16 protein-coding genes are annotated in these 19,184 nt (G+C 62.5%); 7 read left to right on the top strand and 9 right to left on the bottom strand.

Annotated features, from left to right (window positions below; all coding sequences use genetic code 11):
* Positions 1–82 precede the first annotated feature (82 nt).
* Both ACIPSK_RS22975 and ACIPSK_RS22970 read left to right on the top strand, forming a co-directional pair.
* Complete coding sequence (locus ACIPSK_RS22975; protein WP_162115430.1) at positions 83–1,333, top strand: MFS transporter; 1,251 nt, start codon at positions 83–85, stop codon at positions 1,331–1,333.
* A complete protein-coding gene (locus tag ACIPSK_RS22970; RefSeq protein WP_162115429.1) occupies positions 1,330–1,716 on the top strand; it encodes a VOC family protein in 387 nt (128 codons plus the stop codon). Before ACIPSK_RS22975 ends, ACIPSK_RS22970 begins: the two co-directional genes overlap by 4 nt.
* A 17-nt stretch (positions 1,717–1,733) precedes the next feature.
* Here the strand turns inward: ACIPSK_RS22970 and ACIPSK_RS22965 are convergent, their stop codons facing one another.
* The 8 genes from ACIPSK_RS22965 to ubiE all read right to left on the bottom strand — a co-directional run bounded on the left by ACIPSK_RS22965 (position 1,734) and on the right by ubiE (position 11,952).
* A complete protein-coding gene (locus ACIPSK_RS22965; protein ID WP_162115428.1) occupies positions 1,734–3,395 on the bottom strand; it encodes a urocanate hydratase in 1,662 nt (553 codons plus the stop codon).
* A gap of 195 nt (positions 3,396–3,590) precedes the next feature.
* Positions 3,591–3,920, bottom strand: coding sequence for a TfoX/Sxy family protein (locus ACIPSK_RS22960; protein ID WP_162115427.1), 330 nt, complete (start codon positions 3,918–3,920; stop codon positions 3,591–3,593).
* Positions 3,921–3,923: 3 nt separating this feature from the next.
* On the bottom strand, positions 3,924–5,021 hold the full coding sequence (locus tag ACIPSK_RS22955) for a DUF917 domain-containing protein (RefSeq protein WP_162115426.1): 1,098 nt from the start codon (positions 5,019–5,021) through the stop codon (positions 3,924–3,926).
* Positions 5,002–6,297, bottom strand: a complete 1,296-nt coding sequence (locus ACIPSK_RS22950) for a Zn-dependent hydrolase (RefSeq protein ID WP_162115425.1) — start codon at positions 6,295–6,297, stop codon at positions 5,002–5,004. The genes ACIPSK_RS22955 and ACIPSK_RS22950 overlap by 20 nt, the downstream gene beginning before the upstream one ends.
* On the bottom strand, positions 6,294–7,673 hold the full coding sequence (locus ACIPSK_RS22945; RefSeq protein ID WP_162115424.1) for a dihydroorotase: 1,380 nt from the start codon (positions 7,671–7,673) through the stop codon (positions 6,294–6,296). Before ACIPSK_RS22945 ends, ACIPSK_RS22950 begins: the two co-directional genes overlap by 4 nt.
* A gap of 97 nt (positions 7,674–7,770) precedes the next feature.
* Positions 7,771–9,339 carry an aromatic amino acid lyase gene (locus ACIPSK_RS22940; protein ID WP_162115423.1) on the bottom strand — a complete coding sequence of 523 codons (1,569 nt, stop codon included), beginning with the start codon at positions 9,337–9,339 and terminating at the stop codon, positions 7,771–7,773.
* A gap of 199 nt (positions 9,340–9,538) precedes the next feature.
* Entirely contained in the window at positions 9,539–11,113 is a 1,575-nt protein-coding gene (ubiB, locus tag ACIPSK_RS22935; RefSeq protein WP_162115422.1) for a 2-polyprenylphenol 6-hydroxylase, read from the bottom strand.
* A 62-nt stretch (positions 11,114–11,175) separates the two neighbouring features.
* Positions 11,176–11,952, bottom strand: a complete 777-nt coding sequence (gene ubiE / locus ACIPSK_RS22930) for a bifunctional demethylmenaquinone methyltransferase/2-methoxy-6-polyprenyl-1,4-benzoquinol methylase UbiE (protein ID WP_011650173.1) — start codon at positions 11,950–11,952, stop codon at positions 11,176–11,178.
* Positions 11,953–12,101: 149 nt separating this feature from the next.
* Between ubiE and mutM the strand changes: the two genes are divergently transcribed.
* From mutM to ACIPSK_RS22905, 5 genes are all read left to right on the top strand, one after another.
* The gene (gene mutM, locus ACIPSK_RS22925; RefSeq protein WP_162115421.1) at positions 12,102–13,007 is read left to right on the top strand and encodes a bifunctional DNA-formamidopyrimidine glycosylase/DNA-(apurinic or apyrimidinic site) lyase; all 906 of its coding nucleotides are present in this window, start codon (positions 12,102–12,104) and stop codon (positions 13,005–13,007) included.
* Between the two features lie 37 nt (positions 13,008–13,044).
* A complete protein-coding gene (locus tag ACIPSK_RS22920; protein ID WP_162115420.1) occupies positions 13,045–13,818 on the top strand; it encodes an enoyl-CoA hydratase in 774 nt (257 codons plus the stop codon).
* 192 nt (positions 13,819–14,010) lie between these two features.
* Entirely contained in the window at positions 14,011–14,289 is a 279-nt protein-coding gene (gene rpsT, locus ACIPSK_RS22915) for a 30S ribosomal protein S20 (RefSeq protein WP_003556028.1), read from the top strand.
* 854 nt (positions 14,290–15,143) lie between these two features.
* Positions 15,144–16,694 (top strand): chromosomal replication initiator protein DnaA, encoded by a 1,551-nt coding sequence (gene dnaA, locus ACIPSK_RS22910; RefSeq protein ID WP_017966712.1) that lies wholly within the window; start codon positions 15,144–15,146, stop codon positions 16,692–16,694.
* A gap of 136 nt (positions 16,695–16,830) precedes the next feature.
* Positions 16,831–17,913 (top strand): saccharopine dehydrogenase family protein, encoded by a 1,083-nt coding sequence (locus ACIPSK_RS22905; RefSeq protein ID WP_162115419.1) that lies wholly within the window; start codon positions 16,831–16,833, stop codon positions 17,911–17,913.
* Positions 17,914–17,981: 68 nt separating this feature from the next.
* Here the strand turns inward: ACIPSK_RS22905 and hemW are convergent, their stop codons facing one another.
* Complete coding sequence (hemW, locus tag ACIPSK_RS22900; protein WP_162115418.1) at positions 17,982–19,184, bottom strand: radical SAM family heme chaperone HemW; 1,203 nt, start codon at positions 19,182–19,184, stop codon at positions 17,982–17,984.

The raw sequence follows: 19,184 nt of genomic DNA, 5'->3' as shown, positions 1-19,184 counted from the left end.
CAAAACCTATCGAAATCGCTAGTTTCATATATTGGAAAAATGGAGTGGCGTTGACTAGATCGAAGGTCGGAAGGATGAAGAGATGCCGACGTCAGCGCATGCAATAAAGACCGCCGAGACAGCTGCGATCCCAGGGCAAAAACACTATCTGACCCGCGGAACCGGCGCCTATCGCCGCGCCAGCCTGGCGCTCTTCCTCTCCGGCTTCTCCACCTTTTCGTTGCTCTATTGCGTGCAGCCGTTGCTGCCGATTTTCTCGCAGCAATTCGCCGTCAGCCCGGCCGAAGGCTCGCTGTCCCTGTCGCTCTCCACCGGTTTCCTGGCGGTTGCCATCGTCTGCGCCGCCGCCGTCTCGGAAGGCCTTGGCCGCCGCAGCCTGATGTCGATATCGCTGGTCGGCGCGGCATTGCTGACCATCGCCACCGCCTTTGCCCAGAACTGGCACTTGCTGCTTGTCATCCGCGCGCTGCAGGGCCTCGTTCTCGGCGGCGTGCCGGCCGTCGCCATGGCCTATCTCGCCGAGGAAATCGATCCGCGCGGTCTTGGCGCCACCATGGGCCTTTATGTCGGCGGCACGGCCTTCGGCGGCATGTCCGGCCGCGTGCTGACCGGTATCTTCGCCGAATATCTCACCTGGCGTCCGGCGCTTTTTCTCATCGGCGCCATTGGCCTTGCCGCCGCGATCGGCTTCATCGCCCTCTTGCCGCCGTCACGCAATTTCGTCCGCCGGTCGGGCTTCGATCCAAGCTTTCATGCAAAAGCCTGGCTTGGCCACCTCAGGAATCCAGCGCTGCCTTTCATCTTCGCCATTGCCTTCCTGGCGATGGGCTCCTTCGTGACGATCTACAACTATGCCGGTTTTCGTCTGGTGGCGCCGCCTTACGACCTCAACCAGACCGAACTCGGGCTGATCTTCACCGTCTATCTCTTCGGCATCGGCGCCTCTTCGATCGGCGGTCTGATCGGAGACCGGATCGGGCACTTTTCCGTGCTTCTCTTCGGTCTGGCGCTCACCGCCGCCGGCAGCGCGTTGACGCTCTTTGCCTCGCTCCCGGTCATCATCCTCGGTATAATAGTGCTCACGACCGGCTTCTTCATGAGCCATTCCATCGCCAGTGGCCTTGTCGGCAAGTTGGCGCATGGCACCAAAGGCCACGCCTCATCGCTCTATATGCTCGCCTATTACGTCGGCTCCAGCCTCATGGGTTCGGCGGGCGGGTGGTTCTTCGCGGTTGAAGGCTGGGCCGCCGTCGTCGTCTTCACCCTTGCCATGCTGGCGCTGGCCTTTATCTCCGCCTGTGTCGCCCAGCGCCTTGCGAGGAGAAAAGCATGATCCGCATAGACCATCTCGATCATCTCGTGCTGACCGTCGCCGATATCGCGAGCACCTGCGATTTCTATTCCCGCATCCTCGGCATGTCGGTCGAAACCTTCGCGGAAGGCCGCAAGGCACTGAAATTCGGCGGGCAGAAGATCAACCTGCATCAGGCCGGCCACGAATTCGATCCCAAGGCGAGACACCCCACACCCGGCTCCGGTGACCTCTGCTTCATCGCCGAGACACCGCTTGCCGATGTCATCGCTGATCTACAGGCCGCGGACGTTGCGATTGAAGAGGGTCCGGTTGAGCGCACCGGTGCGACTGGGCGTTTGCGCTCGGTCTATTTCAGGGACCCCGACGGCAACCTCCTCGAAGTCTCCAATCTGATCGCTTGACGTCGGCCTCCCGCACATCAACCAAGCCGGATATAGGGCACGTCCTTCTTCGCCACCTCATCAAGCGCCTCCTCGTAACCCGCATCGGCGTAACGCATGACGCCGAGCGCCGTATCGTTGGTCAGCGCATGGTCGAGCCGTTCGTCGGCGGCATCCGTGCCGTCGGCGATAACGGTGACGCCGCAGCTCGTCATGTAGCCGGCATAGCCGCCGCCGCCGGAATGGACGACGACCAGATCGGCCATCGACGAGCAGAGCATCATCGCATCGATCAGCGGCCAGTCCGCAATCGCATCGGAGCCGTCCTTCATCCCCTCGGTCATGATATTCGGATGCGCCATGGCGCCGGCGTCGAGATGGTCACGGGAGAAGGCAACCGGCCCTTTAAGGGTGCCGTCTGCCACAATCGCGTTGACGCGCCTTGCGAGTGCGGTGCGTTCGCCGTGGCCGAGCCAGGCGATGCGGGCCGGAAGACCCTCGAAGGGCACATGCTCGCGCGCCAGCCGGATCCAGTTGGTGATGATCTTGTTGTCGGGGAACATCTCGAGCAGCAGATCATCGATCCGGGCGATGTCGCTCTCCTCGCCCGATAGCGCCATCCAGCGGAATGGACCGATCGCCCGGGCAAACAGCGGCCTGAGATAGGCTTCGGTAAAGATCGGAATGTCGAAGGCATTGGCGACGCCGCCCTCTTTGGCCTGCGTGCGGATCAGATTGCCGTTGTCGAACACTTCCGAGCCGCGCTTCTGGAACTCCAGCATTGCCGTCACATGCTCGACGATCGAGGCGCGGCTTGCCGCCATCAACTGGCCCTGGCCATCGTCGCGCAGGCCCTTGACCTGACCGAGGCTCATGCCCTTCGGCACGTAACCGTAGACGAGGTCATGCGCCGAGGTCTGGTCGGTGACGATATCGGGCACGATGCCGCGCCGGGCGATTTCCGGATAGACCTCCGCCGCATTGCCGACGAGGCCGACGGACAGCGCCCGCCTGTCCTTCACCGCCGCATCGATCATCTGAAGGGCGGTATCGAGATCCGGCGCGATTTCCTGGAGATAGCCGATCTGCTGGCGCTTGCGGGCGCGCTCCGGATCGATGTCGATGCAGAGGATTGCAGCCCCCGCCATGCGGCCGGCGAGCGGCTGCGCCCCGCCCATACCGCCGAGGCCGGCCGTCAGCACGAAACGACCGAAAAGATCGCCGCCGAAGCGCCGCTCGGCGATGCGCATGAAGATCTCGTAGGTGCCCTGGATGACGCCCTGGCTGCCGATATATTGCCAGGCGCCGGCTGTCAGCCCGCCCCAGCAGATCAGTCCCTTGCGCTGCAACTCGTAGAACACTTCGGCCTTTGCCCATTGCCCGACGATATTGCAGTTCGCCATGATAACAAGCGGCGCCTTGGCATGCGTTCGAACGAGCCCGATCGGCTTGCCGGACTGGATGAGCAGCGTCTGGTCTTCCTCCATCTCGGTCAGCGCCTTGACGATGCCCCTGTGCGCCGGCCAGTTGCGGGCCGCCTTGCCGAGCGCGGCATAGACGATCAGATTGTCGGGATCCTCACCGACGGAGAGCACGTTTTCGAGCAGCCGCAGCAGCGCTTCCTGCCGCCAGCCCTTGGCGCGCAGCTCCGGCCCGCCGGGGATCGGAAATTTCGGATGACGTGGATTGGCCTTCGGCATCGTGGGTTCCTCGTTTGGTTGCTTTTCCCTTCTCCCCTCGGGGGAGAAGGTGGCCCGAAGGGTCGGATGAGGGGGCTGCACGGCATGCACTTGCCTGCCTTCGCTTGCGCTCAGGCACTCGCGGCTTTGCCGCTCGCCCCCATCTGTCCTTCGGACATCTTCTCCCCGCTGGGGAGAAGGGGAAAAGCTCAGTCTTTATTTCTCCGGCATCGATTCCACATAGGCGAGTGCCGCATCGAGCAGACGCCGTCTCAGGGCATCGTCGCCGTAAACCTCGGCATTGCCTCGCACCCAGCCATGCATCACCCTTTCGCCCGACAGCATCCGGATCACGCCTGGCAGTGCCAGCGCCCAGCCGTCATTGCCCTTGCCGAGACGGATCAGCATGCCGTCATGGCGCGCGCAGCAGAGAAGATTGCCGTTCAGCATGAAGGCCAAGCCGCCGAACATGGATTTCTCGGCAAGGCCCGGCCGGCCGCCGAGTTCCTCACGCATCAGTTCTTCGAGACCGGGATCGCGCGCCATGGCTCAGGCCCTCGTTGCCAGTGCATAACGTGCGATCTCGATCCCCATCGCCTTTTCGACGACGGGGTAGACGGTCGGATCGAGCACGCTTGCCGACAGCGGAATGATATCCATCGGCACATGCAGGATGAAGACATGCATGCCCTCCTTGAGCTGGCCGACGCTGAGCGGTTCGCCCTCCGGTGAAAGCGTGGTGATGACCGCGGGGAAAGTCGCAAGCCTTTTGCCATCCGCATCGTCCACCGCCATATATTCGTTCATCACATGCAGCGTCACCGACATTTCGCCTGCGCCGACGGTGATCGTGCCGATGTCGAAGGCTTCCTTGGTGTAGACGACCTCCCTGCGGGTAATGATCCCTTCGGCAAGGATATGCCCGCCCGTCGTCTTGCAGATCGCGTCGATGATGGCTGATCCGCCGCGCTTCTCCGCCGCGATAATTGCTTCGCCGAGCGCAAGCGCCATTGAGATGCCGCCGAGCGCCGCATGGGTGCGGACATAGGAGGCCTTCAGCGGATTGCGGCAGCTGGCGATGAAGCCGCCGGATTGGTCGGCAGCAGTGCGCAGCACCGGCGAAATCTTTGCCGTCGCCCCTTTCACCACCAGCTCGATGTAACGGTTCTCGGCGCGATTGCCGCCGACAGCGGTCTGGATCATCGGCTCGGGCGAACCGGCCATGCCGATCGAGCCCATGTCGCCTGTCGGATGCGCGCGGATATCGCCGACCGCGTCGACCACCTTGGTGCCGAGGATTGCCGACGGCAGCCAGCCGTTCAGCGTCGAGGATTTGCCGTTCTGGCCGATGATCAGCCCGGAAAGCTTTTCGCCGAGCGCCTCCTGCAGCAATTGCACTGATTTCACATAGTCGATGCCCTGCATTTCCCAGGGGGTGGTGGAGGCCGGCGCGCCGATCGCGGCCGCAGTCGCAATCCAGTCCTCGTCCTTCAACTCGTCGATCGAGACCAGCTCCGGCTTGCCGACATTGACGGCGGCATAACCGAGCATCCGCCCGTGATCGGCCCAGCCGCCGCCGCCGGCGGCATAGACGGAGCCGCCCTTGACGGCAGCTTCCACGTCCTTCTCAACGAGTATGCGACCCATTCGCCTTCTCCTGATTCAAGCCCTTGTTAATCAAGCCCTTGTCCATCTCGCGCACCGCCTCGAAAAGCACGGCGGCGCCGAGCGCGATATCGTCATTGTCAGCCCATTCGTCGGCCGAATGGCTGCGGCCTTCCCGGCAGGGCACGAAGATCATCGCCGCCGGTGCCACCTTGGCGATCCAGGCCGTATCGTGCCCCGCGCCGGAGGCCATGCGCCGATGTTTTGCGCCGACCCGTTCGCAGGCAGCCTCCAAGATCGACAGCAGCCCGGCATCGCCAGGCGTCGGCTGATTGTCGGAAACCCGGTTCGGCGTTTTGATCGTCACGCCATAGGCCCCCGCCAGCTTTTCGACATGGCCGTCGAGCCAGCGGCAGAATGCCTGCATGTCGGCGCGGATTTCGGCACGGCCATCGATCAGCAGCACCACCTTCGAAGGCACGACATTGGCGGCGTTCGGCTCGATCGTGAATTCGCCAACCGTCGCTGCGAAATGCCCCGGCGTTTTGGCAAGTTCGGCGGCGGCATTGCGGATATCGAGCACCAGCTGTGACGCCGCCACCAGCGCGTCCGCCCGGCGGTCCATCGGCGTCGTGCCGGCATGGTCGGCCCGCCCTTCGACGGTGATCTCGATGCGGGTGATGCCCGATATCGCGGTGACGATGCCGATATCCTCCTTTTCAGCTTCGAGCACCGGGCCTTGTTCGATATGAAGCTCGAGAAAGCCCGCTATATCGGGTCTGTTCTGCTGCATCAGCACGTCGGGTCGGCCACCGACCTCGGCGATGCCCTCGGCCAAGTCGCGTCCGTCGCTGACACGCGAAAGCCAAGCCTCCGGCAGTTGGCAGGTCATGCCGCGGCTGCCGATGCAGGACACGCCGAAGATGCTCACCTCCTCGGCGAGGAAATCGACGATTTCCAGATCATGATCGAGCTCGATATTCTGATCGCGTAGCGCGCGCGCCACCTCCAGCGCCGCAATTACCCCGGCAATGCCGTCAAAGCGGCCGCCGTCCGGCACCGTGTCGGAATGCGAGCCGGCCATGATCGTGCCGAGCCACGGCTTCCGGCCTGTCCGCCGGCCGACCAGATTGCCGGCGGCATCGATCCGTGTTTCCAGTCCCGCCGCCTTCATCCGCGCTTCGATATAGGCCCTGCCGTCGAGGAAGAGCGGCGAGAAGGCCCGCCGCGTCCAGGGATGCCCCGGCTCGGTAATCCCGGCCAGCGTCTCGATATCTGCAGCGATCCGGTCGGCATTGACGGGAAGATTGCGGCTCATGCGAAGGCTCCCGCAATGACCTGGCGCGGCAGCGGCCGAACGAAGCGCCCGGTGCCGGGTTCAGCCAGCACCTTGGCGCCCTCGGCGATCTTTTCGCCCCTGAGGTAGGTGGCGGAAACCGTCCAGGGCAGGCGGAGGCCGTTATAGGGGCTCCAGCCGACGACGTTGTTACCGCTCGCGGCGGCGTGATAGACACTGTCGCGCGGCTCGAGCACGACGATATCGGCATCCTTGCCCGGGGTCAGCGCACCTTTGATATGGTCGAGCCGGAAATGCTTCGCCGGGTTTTCCGCCATTAGCCTGGCTGCCCATGTCAGCGGAATGCCGCGTTCGACGGCGCCTTTGATGAAAAGCGGCATCATCACCTCGAGGCCGGGAATGCCGGAGGCGTTGGCGAGCATGTCGGGATTGGTCTTGCGGTTTTCCGACCAGCTGACGTGATCGGTCGAGACCAGCCAGACATCGCCGTTAGCCACTTTCCGCCAGAGCCTCTCCACCTCGGCGCGCGGCCGCACCGGCGGATTGATCTTCGCCTTGCCGCCGAGCCGCTTCACGTCGTTTTCCTCGTCGAGCGTCAGGTAATGGATGCAGCATTCCACAGTCGCCGCAAAGCCGTCGCGGCGATAGGCGCGCGCAATATCGTAACCGCGCGCGAGCGAGCAGTGCACCACATGTGCCGGGCAGCCGGTATGAGCACCCGTTTCGAAGATCGTGTGCATCGCCAGCAGCTCGGTGATCGGCGGCCGCGACAGGCCGTGCGCCCGCCAGTCGGTGATGCCGCTCGCCTTCACCTGCTCCACGTAAGTGCGCACGGTCTCATCGTCTTCATTGTGCACGCCCGCCGTCAGCCCCGTCGGCGCGATTGCCGCAAAGCAGGCGTCGAGCAGGGCCGGCGGAATGCGCGGAAAGCGCTTGGGATCGGTGCCGAAGGTCGAGAATTTGAAGGCGGCAACGCCTGCCTCCACCATTTCGCGGATCCGTGCGGGGCCTTCTTCCGGATCGACGGTGCCGTAAAGCGCGAAATCGACCCGCGCTTGCGGGCTGGCATGGTCGATCTTCCGCTTCACCGCCGCCGCCGAGCAGACGAGATTGCCTTCGTCATAGGGCATGTCGACAATCGTCGTCACCCCGCCGGCCGCCGCCGAGCGCGTCGACCAGAGGAAATCCTCTTGGTCCTTCTGGGAAAGCGAATGCACCTGCGCGTCGATCGCGCCGGGCAGGATCAGCGCTTTTCCGAGCAGATGCCGTTCGCGGCCCGCAGGCGGCACGCCGAGGCCGACCTCGGCGATTTTGCCGTCGCGCACGGCGACATAACCCTCGTCGAGAATGCGCTCCGGCAGCACCACCGTGCCCTGCAGAACGAGATCGAAATCCATGCCGCTTCCTCCCTAAACTGGATCAGACTGCCGGCTGGAGCATGATGTCGAGAAGTGTGAGCGGTTTTCGGACGGCATCATGCTCTAACTCTTTCATTTAGCTGGTCAGCCGCTCCTCGACACGCTCCTGCGATCCGAGGGCGAAGAAATCGTCGAAGGACGCGATCGGAACCTGTTCGGTCAGCTTCGAGACGAAGTCGTCCGAGCCGAGCTCCTCCTCGATCGCCTCGACCTCAGCCGAAAGCGGCCGGTCGACCGTATAGAAATCCGCATGTTTGCGCACGACCTCATAGAGCATGGCGGCGACACCCTTCGGCTCATCGCCGAGAATGTCGATTGCCTGGGCAGACAGCAGCGCCTCGAGGGCTGCGAGACGCTTCAGCGCCCGCATCTGCCGGTCGAAGCGCTCGATGACGAGCGGCAGGAAGGCAGCTTCGTCCTCCAGCCCGGCCGCAACAACCAGTGACTGGGCCGACACGGGATTGGACATCGACAGCACGCGCGAGAAGATCTCGCCGGCAAGTTTGATGATCGGCCCGAAACCGGTGGCAATCCGCCCCGGCGGCACGAGATTGACCGGCAGGTCGCGCCGCTGGCCGTTGCCGAGAATGACGCACCGGTTGAAGGCGTTGCGCGCTGCATGCGCCATACAGAGTGCTGCCGATTCGAGCAGGATTGTCACATCGAGCGGCAGCGAACCGCCCGACGTCATCACCCGGCCTTCGACCACGACGGGATTGTCGTCCGAGCGCCCGGTGGCGGCAAGGATCTTGTGGCCGGTCGATAAGAGGTTTTCGATCACCGCGCCGAACACCTGGGCGATCATGCGCAGGCTGAGCGGATCCTGCACATGCGTTGCGACGGGCCAGTTCCATTCGTCGGCGGCATTGCAAAGCCAGGCGCCGATCAACGCCTCGCGCGCCGTTCCGACATGCCGGACCGCCCTCCAGGGATCGCGGGAAGCACCGAGCGCGCCGGCCGCCATCATCGCTGTCGCCAGCAGGACGCGGATCGAGGCAGCAGCATTGCGCGTCGTTTCCGCCGCCGAGGCAAAGCTCACCGCATTGATGCTAAGCGAGGCGAGGCTATCGCGCGGCGCCATCTGCATCGGTTCCAGCCCGGCCGCCTGGAAAGCCTCGGCCGCCTGCATCCGGTTGCCGCGATAGATCGCTTCGCCGACGCCGGTCAGTACCGCGCCGATCTGTCCCATCAGGCCGATATCCGCACAGCCGATCGAGCCGGTACGGCGCACGACCGGGATGAGATCGGCCTCGAGCATCCTGATATAGGCCTGGATCAGCTCCGGCGTGCAGCCGACCTGGCCGGTCAGCGCCGTGTTGATGCGGATCGCCATGGCATTGCGCACGATATTGCAGGAAAAGGGTGTGCCGGTGCCGAAATGATGGGCGCGCACCAGGCCGAGATTGAAGGTGTCGAGTTCGTCGGCCGACCATTCCACATCCTTCATGGCGCCGACGCCTGTCGTCGAGCCGTAAACGGGCATGCCGGAGGCAATCGCATCCTCGACGACCTCGCGGGCGATTGCGATGCGGGCCATGCCTGTCGCCGAAGCCGAAATCACAGCCTTGCCCGCACCAATCGTCACCATCTCGGCAAAACCGAGCGGTCGTCCGGAAAGTTCGATGCCAGGGCGTTCGTGCTTCATGTGCTGTGTCTCCCTAGAACAGGATGATTTTAGGCCGATCGGTCTAAAATCTGAATCCTGTTCTCAATTAAAGAGTCAGAGCATGATGTCGCCTGAAAACCGTTCACACTGTTCGGCATCATGCTCGGAACGCGAGACTAAGCGAGGCCTCCGTCACATGGGATATCCCAAATGCCGAACACCGCATGTTGGCAGGCGGTCAGCTCAGCATCCAGGCAATATAGACAAGCGTCAATGCGATGATCCACAGCGCAATCCTGCCCGAGCGGTTGTGCCGCGCTTCGGACTTGCCGATCGCCTCCGCCGTCTCATTGTCGAAACGTAAGCCGTGCTCGCTCATATGCAGCAGCTGATGGTGGAATTTTTCGGTCTTCGCCGCGATTTCCGGCACGGCTTCGGCGAGCTTGACCGCCGCTTTCAGCCCGTCCTTGAGATCGGTGGCGATCCGTTTCGGACCGAGATTGGTGCGGATCCAGTCGCCGACGACAGGTTCGGAGGCCTTCCACATGTTGAAGCGCGGATTGAGCATGCGCGACACGCCCTCGACCACGACCATGGTCTTCTGCAGCATCACCAGCTCCGGACGCGTCGCCATGTCGAAGAGCTCGGTCACCTCGAACAGCAGTGTCAGCAGCTTGCCCATCGAGATCGTCTCGGCCGGCTGTCCATGGATCGGCTCGCCGATCGCCCGGATCGCCTGGCCGAAGCTTTCGACATTGTGGTGGCCGGGCACATAGCCGGCCTCGAAATGCACCTCGGCGACGCGGATATAGTCGCGGGTGATGAAGCCATAGAGGATTTCGGCGAGGAACCGCCGTTCCTTCTTGCCCAGCCGCCCGACGATACCCATGTCGACGGCGACGATCATGCCGCCCGCATCGACGAAGAGATTGCCCGGATGCATGTCGGCATGAAAAAAGCCGTCGCGCAGCGTATGACGCAGGAACGACTGGATCAGCGTATCGGCAAGCAGGTTGAGGTCGTGGCCCGCCGCGCGCAGGCCCTCGACATCGGACATCCTCGTGCCGTCGATCCACTCCATGGTGATGACGTCGCGCCCGGTGCGCTCCCAGTCGACCTTCGGCACACGGAAGCCGGGATCCTTTTCGGTATTCTCGGCGATCTCGGAAAGGGCTGCCGCTTCCAGGCGAAGATCCATCTCCACCTTCGTCGTCTGCTCCAGCGTCTTCGTCACCTCGACCGGCCGCAGCCGCCGGCTGGACGCCAGGAAACGCTCCTGCATATGAGCAACGAGATACATTGCCTCGATATCGTGGGCAAAACGCTGGCGTACGCCGGGCCGCACGATCTTGACGGCGACCTTCTTCCGGCCCTCGGCGCTGTTGACCTCGGCCGGATGCACCTGCGCGATCGAGGCGGCGGCGATCGGATCGCCGAAGCTTGCATAGAGTTCGCCGATCGGCCGCCCGAGCGAGCCTTCGATATTGGCCTTGGCGGCTGCCGAGGGAAAGAAGGCCATGCGGTCCTGGAGCTGCGACAGGTCGTTGGCGAATTCGACGCCGACGACATCCGGCCGCGTCGCCAGGAACTGCCCGATCTTTACATAGGAAGGGCCGAGCCGCTCGACCGCCTTCGCCAACCGGTCGCTGCGCTTCTGATGCCGCGCCTTGCTTCGCTCGAAAATCGTGACGAAGGATTTGGCAAGCGCCACCGGCGGCGGCAATCCTTCGGAAGGAAGGGCTGACACGACACCCTCACGCACGAGCACCCAGCCGACGCGCCAAAGGCGGAAATATGCGCCGAAAGTACTCATGTTCTGTTTGATTCTCGCGCGACGCTATTCGAAAACCGCTCTACACTTTTCGGCGTCATGCGTCAGAGCTTCCAGCCGGAATGGAGTGCGGCGATGCCGCCGGTATAATTGGTGAAGGTGACGCGCGAAAAGCCGGCCTGGCGGATCATTGCCGCGAAATTCTCCTGGTTCGGGAACTTGCGGATCGATTCCACCAGATATTGGTAAGGTTCGGCATCGCCGGTGATCGCCTTGCCGAATTGCGGAATGGCGTTGAATGACCAGGCGTCGTAGATCTTGTCGAGAAGCGGCATATCGACTTCGGAAAACTCCAGCACCAGCAGCCGCCCGCCGCGCTTCAACACGCGATAGGCCTCCGACAGCGCCGCATCGATCCTCGGCACGTTGCGGATGCCGAAGGCGATCGTATAGGCGTCGAAACTGCCTGCCTCAAAGGGCAGTTCCTCGGCATTCGCCTCGACGAAGGTGAGATTGCCGGAAAGCTTCTTCTTTTCCGCCCGCTCGGCACCGACGCCGAGCATCGAGCCGTTGATGTCGAGCACGGTGGCATGCGCCTGTCTGCCCGAAGCCTCGACGATGCGGAAGGCTATGTCGCCGGTGCCGCCGGCAACGTCGAGCACCTTGTAGCCAGGCTCCTTGCGCGGGTTCAGCGCCGAAATCATCGCATCCTTCCAGGCGCGGTGCATGCCCATCGACATGACGTCGTTCATGATGTCGTAGCGCTTGGCGACCTTGTGGAATACCTGGTTGACCAGGCCCTGCTTCTGGCCATCAGGCACCTCGCGGAAGCCGTAGGAGGTCTCCATGCCGCCATCGGCGGAAGTGCGGCTTTCTGACATCAGACTGCTCCGTTCCTGAAGATTCGGGCGCCGCGGCCATAGCGAAAGACCGCGCGCGACGTTATCTATGGGCCGCGTTCTCCACGGCACACTGGCGCTATAGCGCACATCGTCGCCGGTTGAAACACGTTAGAGATAGATGGGTTAAGATGCCGGAATTGCCAGAAGTCGAAACGGTGAAACGCGGCCTGACGCCGGCGATGGAGGCCACCCGCATCACCAGGCTGGAGCTGCGCCGCGGCGATCTGCGCTTCCCCTTTCCCGACGCTTTCGCAGATAGAGTTTCCGGCCGCACCATCGTTGGCCTTAGCCGCCGCGCCAAATATCTGCTGGTCGATCTCGACGACGGCAACACGCTGATTTCGCATCTCGGCATGTCCGGTTCTTTTCGCATTGAGGAGGGCCGCATTGAGGAGGGAGCCGCCTCCGGCGTGCCGGGCGAATTCCACCATGCCCGCTCGAAGGACGAGAAGCACGATCACGTCGTCTTCCATCTGCAAGCCGCAAGCGGCCCGCGTCGTATCATCTACAACGATCCGCGGCGTTTCGGCTTCATGGATATGGTGGGACGTGCCGATCTCGCAGCCCATCCCTTCTTCCGCGATCTCGGCCCGGAGCCGACAGGAAACGAGCTCAGCGCCGCCTATCTGGCCGAACGCTTCCGGGACAAGGCGCAGCCGCTGAAGAGCGCGTTGCTTGACCAGAAGAACATTGCCGGTCTCGGCAATATATATGTCTGCGAGGCGCTGTGGCGCGCGCATCTTTCGCCGATCCGCGCCGCCGGCACGCTGGTGACGCCAGGGGGCCGGCCGAAGGCGCAGCTCGACCTGCTCGTCGCCTCAATCCGCAACGTCATCGCCGATGCGATCGCCGCCGGCGGATCATCGCTGCGCGACCACATCCAGACCGACGGATCGCTCGGCTATTTCCAGCATTCCTTCTCCGTCTATGATCGCGAAAGTCAGGCTTGCCGCACGCCCGGCTGCGGCGCTACGGTCGCCCGCATCGTCCAGGCGGGTCGCTCCACCTTCTATTGCGCCACCTGCCAGAAGTAAGCCTGCCAGAAGAAGAGTGAGAAACCGGGAGAACAGCATGGCCTATGAGACGCTGATCGTCGAAACCCGAGGCAATGTCGGCCTCGTTACGCTGAACCGACCCCAGGCGCTGAACGCGTTGAATTCCTCCGTCCTGAAAGAGCTGAAAGAGGCCTATGCCGCCTTCCACGCCGACGAGACGGTCGGGGTGATCGTGCTGACCGGCTCCGAGCGCGCCTTTGCCGCCGGCGCCGATATCAAGGAGATGCAGCCGCTTGAGTTCGCCGATATCTATAAGAGTGATTTCATCAGCGGCTGGGATGAGGTCGCCAAGGCGCGCAAGCCGGTGATCGCTGCGGTCAGCGGTTTTGCGCTCGGCGGCGGCTGTGAGCTCGCCATGATGTGCGATTTCATCATCGCCTCGGAGACGGCGAAATTCGGCCAGCCGGAAATCACCCTGGGCGTCATTCCCGGCATGGGCGGTTCGCAGCGGCTGACGCGCGCCGTCGGCAAGGCGAAGGCGATGGATCTTATCCTGACCGGCCGGATGATGGATGCGGCGGAAGCCGAACGATCGGGACTCGTTTCGCGTGTGGTGGCCCCCGAGCGTCTGCTCGACGAGGCTTTTGCCGCGGCCGAAAAGATCGCTTCGCTTTCGCGTCCCTCGGTCATGATGGCCAAGGAGGCGGTCAACCGCGCATTCGAGACGACGCTGGAGGAGGGCTTGCGTTTCGAGCGCCGCCTGTTTCACAGTCTCTTTGCCACGGACGACCAGAAAGAAGGTATGGCGGCCTTCGTCGAGAAGCGCAAACCGGCTTTTACGCACCGTTGAATGCTTTTCGGCGGTTGCCAGCGGTAAAGCTTGAAAATCCGCGTTGACGTGGGCCGGCTTTAGAGTTATATGCCCGCCCACGGTTCGGAAAGCCGGTTTGGTTTTCCGCGATTGCTCCCGCATTGCTGGATTTTGTGGCCGCAGGGCCCGCGGTAATGGCGGAGTTTGTTCGAATTCTTGAGAGAGGCATCCATGGCCAATACAACTTCGGCGAAAAAAGCGACCCGCAAGATCGCCCGCCGTACCGACGTCAATAAGGCTCGTCGCTCGCGCGTTCGTACTTTCGTTCGCCAGGTCGAAGAGGCCATCGCATCCGGTGATGCCGCCAAGGCGAAGGAAGCTTTCCTGGCTGCTCAGCCCGAGCTTGCCCGCGCCGCCAGCAAGGGTGTGCTGCATGCCAACACGGCATCGCGCAAGGTCTCGCGCCTGGCCGCTCGTGTGAAGGCTCTTTCGGTCACCACGACCGCGTAATCTTCCATTAACAACTTCTTCTTTATGATTAGCCCGGTAATTTTGCCGGGCTTTTTCGATTCCGCCGATCAGCCCTGCATGGTTAATCTCACGACTGTTTCGTGTCAGCGCCATGACAGGAAATAGTGTTAAAAAACAACGACTTGCGCAAGGATGCTTTCACGCCGCGCGACTCTACCCCAAGCTTCCGGGACCACAGGGGAGTCAAGAGGATTTTATTTTTTTTCTTTCAATGCGTGTCAAAATAGCCCGAACGGGGGAATCTCTTTGATTCAACTGCGATTCTTTTTTGACGCTGGTGTGACGCCCGAAAAGGGCAGGCGGAGTCAATGCCCGCCTGTTAATTTTGCGTAAAATTCATCGTTGATATTGCCGTTTGATCCTGCCTAAATGGCTTCCAACAAAGGGCGCGGACATCACCTGCAGAGGCTCGGTTTTAACTGCCACGTCGGCAGGGCGATGAGTTTGTGCCTTTTGTTACGGAGCCTTGCGCTTCCGTTTTTTCAAGCACTCGACGGATTTGAGCCGTAACGTGGCTGTTACGGAGCGGGGATGTTTTGTGCCTTCATTGGCCACACGTTTAAGGCGAGGCCAGCGGAGAAGGTTAAAGTTATATTGCGTTCGGGCTGGTCGGCCGAAAACGAGGTTCGACCGCCAGCCTGGCACGGAAAGCCGATGAAGGTTGCCGCATGAGCGCGCCACCTGCAACGGAGTTCTGCGCCGGTCCCTTATGGGGCAGTGTTTGAGTGAACCGGCAGGCGAGCGGCTCATGAGGATCCGTCAGCCCGCCAAAGCGGGGATGATCGGGCGGCCGTATTAGCGGATGCCGCCCGGTGGAATTGAAAGGCGGCATTATGCAGATGAATACGATGACGACGAGCGGGCTCGACAATGGGGATGCGGCACCGCAGGCGTTCGGCTCCATTCGCCTGGAAGCGGCGGAAGTAAAGGCGGATACGAAGCAGAACGTATTGTTTGAGCGCGTCAGTGCGCGCTTGAAGGCTCAGGTCGGTCAGGATGTCTACGCCAGTTGGTTCGCCAGATTGAAGCTGCATTCGGTATCGAAGAGCGTCGTTCGCCTTTCGGTCCCCACGACCTTCCTGAAGTCGTGGATCAACAATCGTTATCTCGACCTCATCACCGGTCTGTTCCAGGCCGAAGATCCGGAAATTCTGAAAATCGAAGTCCTGGTGCGTACGGCGACGCGCCACGGCACGAAGGCGCTCGATGAGGCGGTCGCGCCGGAACCTGCCGCCCCGACGCAAATGCGCCGCCCGGCAAGCGCTCAGCCGGCCGGTCAGGCTGTCCAGCAAGCGGTTTCGGCTGTTGCCGCCGCAAGGCCCGCAAGCTTTGGCTCGCCGCTCTTCGGCTCGCCGCTCGATAGCCGCTTTACCTTCGACACCTTCGTCGAAGGCAGCTCCAACCGGGTCGCGCTTGCGGCTGCAAAGACGATCGCGGAAGCTGGTCAGGGCGCCGTGCGCTTCAACCCGCTCTTCATCCATTCGGCCGTCGGCCTTGGCAAGACCCACCTGCTGCAGGCGGTCGCCAATGCGGCGGTGCAGAACCCCAGGGCTCTGCGCGTCGTCTATCTGACGGCTGAATATTTCATGTGGCGCTTCGCCACCGCGATCCGCGACAATGATGCGCTGACGCTGAAGGATTCGCTGCGCAACATCGATCTCTTGATCATCGACGACATGCAGTTCCTGCAGGGCAAGATGATTCAGCATGAATTCTGCCATCTCCTGAACATGCTGCTCGACAGCGCCAAACAGGTCGTCGTTGCGGCCGACCGTGCGCCCTGGGAGCTGGAGTCGCTCGACCCCCGCGTCCGCTCGCGCCTGCAGGGCGGTGTCGCGATCGAATTCGACGCGCCGGATTACGAGATGCGTCTCGAAATCCTCAAGCGTCGCCTTGCTGTCGCCCGGCTCGAAGATCCGTCGCTGGAAATTCCAGCCGAACTGCTCCAGCATGTCGCCCGCAACGTCACGGCCAGCGGCCGCGAACTTGAAGGCGCCTTCAACCAGCTAGTCTTCCGCCGCTCGTTCGAGCCGAACCTGTCGATCGAACGCGTCGACGAACTGCTCGCCCATCTGGTCGGCTCCGGCGAGCCCCGCCGTGTACGCATCGAGGATATCCAGCGCATCGTCGCAAGGCACTACAATGTCTCGCGCCAGGAACTGGTCTCGAACCGTCGCACCCGCGTCATCGTCAAGCCGCGCCAGATCGCCATGTATCTGTCGAAGACGCTGACGCCGCGCTCCTTCCCGGAGATCGGCCGCCGTTTCGGCGGGCGCGATCATACGACCGTGCTGCACGCCGTGCGCAAGATCGAAGAGCTGATTTCGGGTGACACCAAGCTTTCGCACGAAGTCGAGCTTCTGAAGCGGCTGATCAACGAATAATCGGCGGGTTTTCCAAAAAATCGACGGCCGGAAGCGATTCCGGCCGTTTTCCTTTATAAGTTTTTTATTCTATACCTCCCGCGCATCACGTGCATATCAAAGACTGAAGCGCCAAAACGGCGCGTGGGAGGAATGAATGAGTTTTGAAAAGATCGCCGTTCTCGGCCTGGGCAAGGTCGGACGGCTGGCGGCGACGCTTTTGCATGAAGGCGGCTTCGAGGTCATCGGCGTCGATGCGCAATTGCCGCTGAGCGACGTCCCTTTCAAGTGCCGCACCGGCGATATCTCCGATCTCCAGGTGATCGGCGAACTGCTCTCGAATGTCGAGGCTGTGCTCTCCTGCCTGCCCTACCATTTGAACATCGAGCTGGCGCGCGCCGCCCATCTTGCCGGCATCCATTATTTCGATCTGACCGAAGACGTTCCCACAACCAATTTCATCATCGAGCTGTCGAAGACATCACGTGGCCTGATGGCGCCGCAATGCGGCCTGGCGCCGGGTTTCGTCGGCATCGTTGGCGCAAGCCTCGCCGACGGTTTCGATCGCTGCCGGTCGATCCGCATGCGTGTCGGTGCCCTGCCACAGCATCCGACCGGACTGCTCGGTTACGCCTTCAACTGGTCGCCCGAGGGCGTCGTCAACGAATATCTGAACGATTGCGAGGTCATCGAGGGCGGCGTGCGCAAGCTCGTCTCGCCGATGGAATGGCACGAGACGGTCTATGTCGGCGGCGTCAAGCTCGAAGCCTTCACGACGTCGGGCGGCCTTGGCACCATGTGCGACACCATGCTCGGCAAGATCGACAATCTCGATTACAAGACCATGCGTTATCCCGGCCATATGGAGCTGATGAACTTCTTCTTCCACGAGCTGTTGATGCGCGACAAGCGCAAGCTCGCCGGCGAGATTCTGACCGAAGCCAAGCCGCCGGTTGAAGACGATGTCGTCTATGTCCATGTCGCCGCCGAGGGCACCGAGAATGGCAGCCTGCGCCGCAAGGAATTCGTGCGCGCCTATTACCCGATCGAGATTGCCGGCGCGCGCCGCACAGCGATCGCCTGGACAACGTCAGCCTCCGTCGTTGCCGTCATCGAGATGGTCCGCGACGGCCTGTTGCCGGCGACCGGTTTCCTGCACCAGGAGCATATTCCGCTGGAGATGTTTCTGAAGACGCCGACCGGCAGCCTCTTCAAGGCGGGCGCCACCGGCCATGGCTGAGACATGCCCTCAGGTGCGGCGGCAATATCGATGCCGCCGCGCTGCAAATCCATCGAGCCGTACGGACGTCAGCAGGCGAGGTCGGCGACGACGGAATCGAGGATTAGCATGCCGGATGGTGTGCAGCGCAGGCGTGAATTGCCGATCCGCTCGATGAATTTGTGCTCGAGCAGGAATTCCTCGCGCTTCGGGTCGAGGTCGCGGCCGGAAAGCTGCTGCCAGCGGGCGAGATCGACGCCTTCCCTGAGCCGCAGCCCCATCAGCAGCAGCTCGTCGGACTGTTCCTCGAAGCCGAGCCGCTCCTCGTCGAGAATGCCGTGCCCATCACGCTCGACCATGTCGAGCCAGGCTTCCGGCTTGCGCTCGGTGGCGGTCGCGAGCTTCTCGGGGCCACGCGTCAGCCGGCCGTGAGCGCCTGGGCCGATGCCGGCATAATCGCCGTAGCGCCAGTAGGTCAGGTTATGCCGGCTTTCAGCACCCGGCCGGGCATGATTGGAAACCTCATAGGCCGGCATGCCCTCGCGCGCCGTGATCTCCTGCGTCGCCTCGTAGAGCAATGCCGATTGCTCGCCGTCCGGCACGACCAGCTTGCCGGCCTTGTGCAGGCCGTAGAAGGGCGTGCCTTCCTCGATGGTCAGCTGATAGAGCGAAAGATGGTCGACCGCGTAGGAGATCGCCTCCTTCAACTCCTTTTCCCACTCCTCGACTGTCTGGTCGGGCCGGGCATAGATCAGGTCGAAGGACATGCGCGGAAAGATGTCGCGCGCCAGCCTTATCGCCTTCAGCGCGTCGGCGACATCATGCAGCCGGCCGAGGAATTTCAGATCCCGGTCGTTCAGCGCCTGCACCCCAAGCGAGACGCGGTTGACGCCGGCTGCTCGGTAGCCGCGGAAACGTTCGGCCTCGACGCTCGAAGGGTTGGCCTCCATGGTGATCTCGATGCCATCTGGCACATGCCAGTGCCGCGCAATGCCGTCGAGAATGGCGGAAACCGTTTCCGGCTTCATCAGCGACGGCGTGCCGCCCCCCAGGAAGATGCTTGTCACCGTCTTCGGCCCACTGAGCGACCGGACCGCCGCCATCTCCTTCAGGAAGGCAGATGTAAAACGCTCCTGGTCCACCGGCTGGTGGCGCACATGGCTGTTGAAGTCGCAATAGGGGCACTTCGCCGCGCAGAAGGGCCAATGCACATAGACGCCGAAGCCCGGCTCGCCGGTATCAGGCAGCAGGGCCGCATCGCGCGAAATGCTTGGCGTATCGAAATTGCCCAC

The organism is Rhizobium sp. LARHSG275, assembly GCF_052871115.1.
Note: the sequence above shows the minus strand (reverse complement) of the source record. Positions and strands in the feature narration are given on the sequence as shown.

What these genes read in the sequence shown, in the direction of transcription:
- ACIPSK_RS22975 (WP_162115430.1), top strand. Translation starts at nt 83, where the DNA reads ATGCCGACGTCAGCGCATGCAATAAAGACCGCCGAGACAGCTGCGATC.
- ACIPSK_RS22970 (WP_162115429.1), top strand. Translation starts at nt 1,330, where the DNA reads ATGATCCGCATAGACCATCTCGATCATCTCGTGCTGACCGTCGCCGAT.
- ACIPSK_RS22965 (WP_162115428.1), bottom strand. Translation starts at nt 3,395, where the DNA reads ATGCCGAAGGCCAATCCACGTCATCCGAAATTTCCGATCCCCGGCGGG.
- ACIPSK_RS22960 (WP_162115427.1), bottom strand. Translation starts at nt 3,920, where the DNA reads ATGGCGCGCGATCCCGGTCTCGAAGAACTGATGCGTGAGGAACTCGGC.
- ACIPSK_RS22955 (WP_162115426.1), bottom strand. Translation starts at nt 5,021, where the DNA reads ATGGGTCGCATACTCGTTGAGAAGGACGTGGAAGCTGCCGTCAAGGGC.
- ACIPSK_RS22950 (WP_162115425.1), bottom strand. Translation starts at nt 6,297, where the DNA reads ATGAGCCGCAATCTTCCCGTCAATGCCGACCGGATCGCTGCAGATATC.
- ACIPSK_RS22945 (WP_162115424.1), bottom strand. Translation starts at nt 7,673, where the DNA reads ATGGATTTCGATCTCGTTCTGCAGGGCACGGTGGTGCTGCCGGAGCGC.
- ACIPSK_RS22940 (WP_162115423.1), bottom strand. Translation starts at nt 9,339, where the DNA reads ATGAAGCACGAACGCCCTGGCATCGAACTTTCCGGACGACCGCTCGGT.
- ubiB (WP_162115422.1), bottom strand. Translation starts at nt 11,113, where the DNA reads ATGAGTACTTTCGGCGCATATTTCCGCCTTTGGCGCGTCGGCTGGGTG.
- ubiE (WP_011650173.1), bottom strand. Translation starts at nt 11,952, where the DNA reads ATGTCAGAAAGCCGCACTTCCGCCGATGGCGGCATGGAGACCTCCTAC.
- mutM (WP_162115421.1), top strand. Translation starts at nt 12,102, where the DNA reads ATGCCGGAATTGCCAGAAGTCGAAACGGTGAAACGCGGCCTGACGCCG.
- ACIPSK_RS22920 (WP_162115420.1), top strand. Translation starts at nt 13,045, where the DNA reads ATGGCCTATGAGACGCTGATCGTCGAAACCCGAGGCAATGTCGGCCTC.
- rpsT (WP_003556028.1), top strand. Translation starts at nt 14,011, where the DNA reads ATGGCCAATACAACTTCGGCGAAAAAAGCGACCCGCAAGATCGCCCGC.
- dnaA (WP_017966712.1), top strand. Translation starts at nt 15,144, where the DNA reads ATGCAGATGAATACGATGACGACGAGCGGGCTCGACAATGGGGATGCG.
- ACIPSK_RS22905 (WP_162115419.1), top strand. Translation starts at nt 16,831, where the DNA reads ATGAGTTTTGAAAAGATCGCCGTTCTCGGCCTGGGCAAGGTCGGACGG.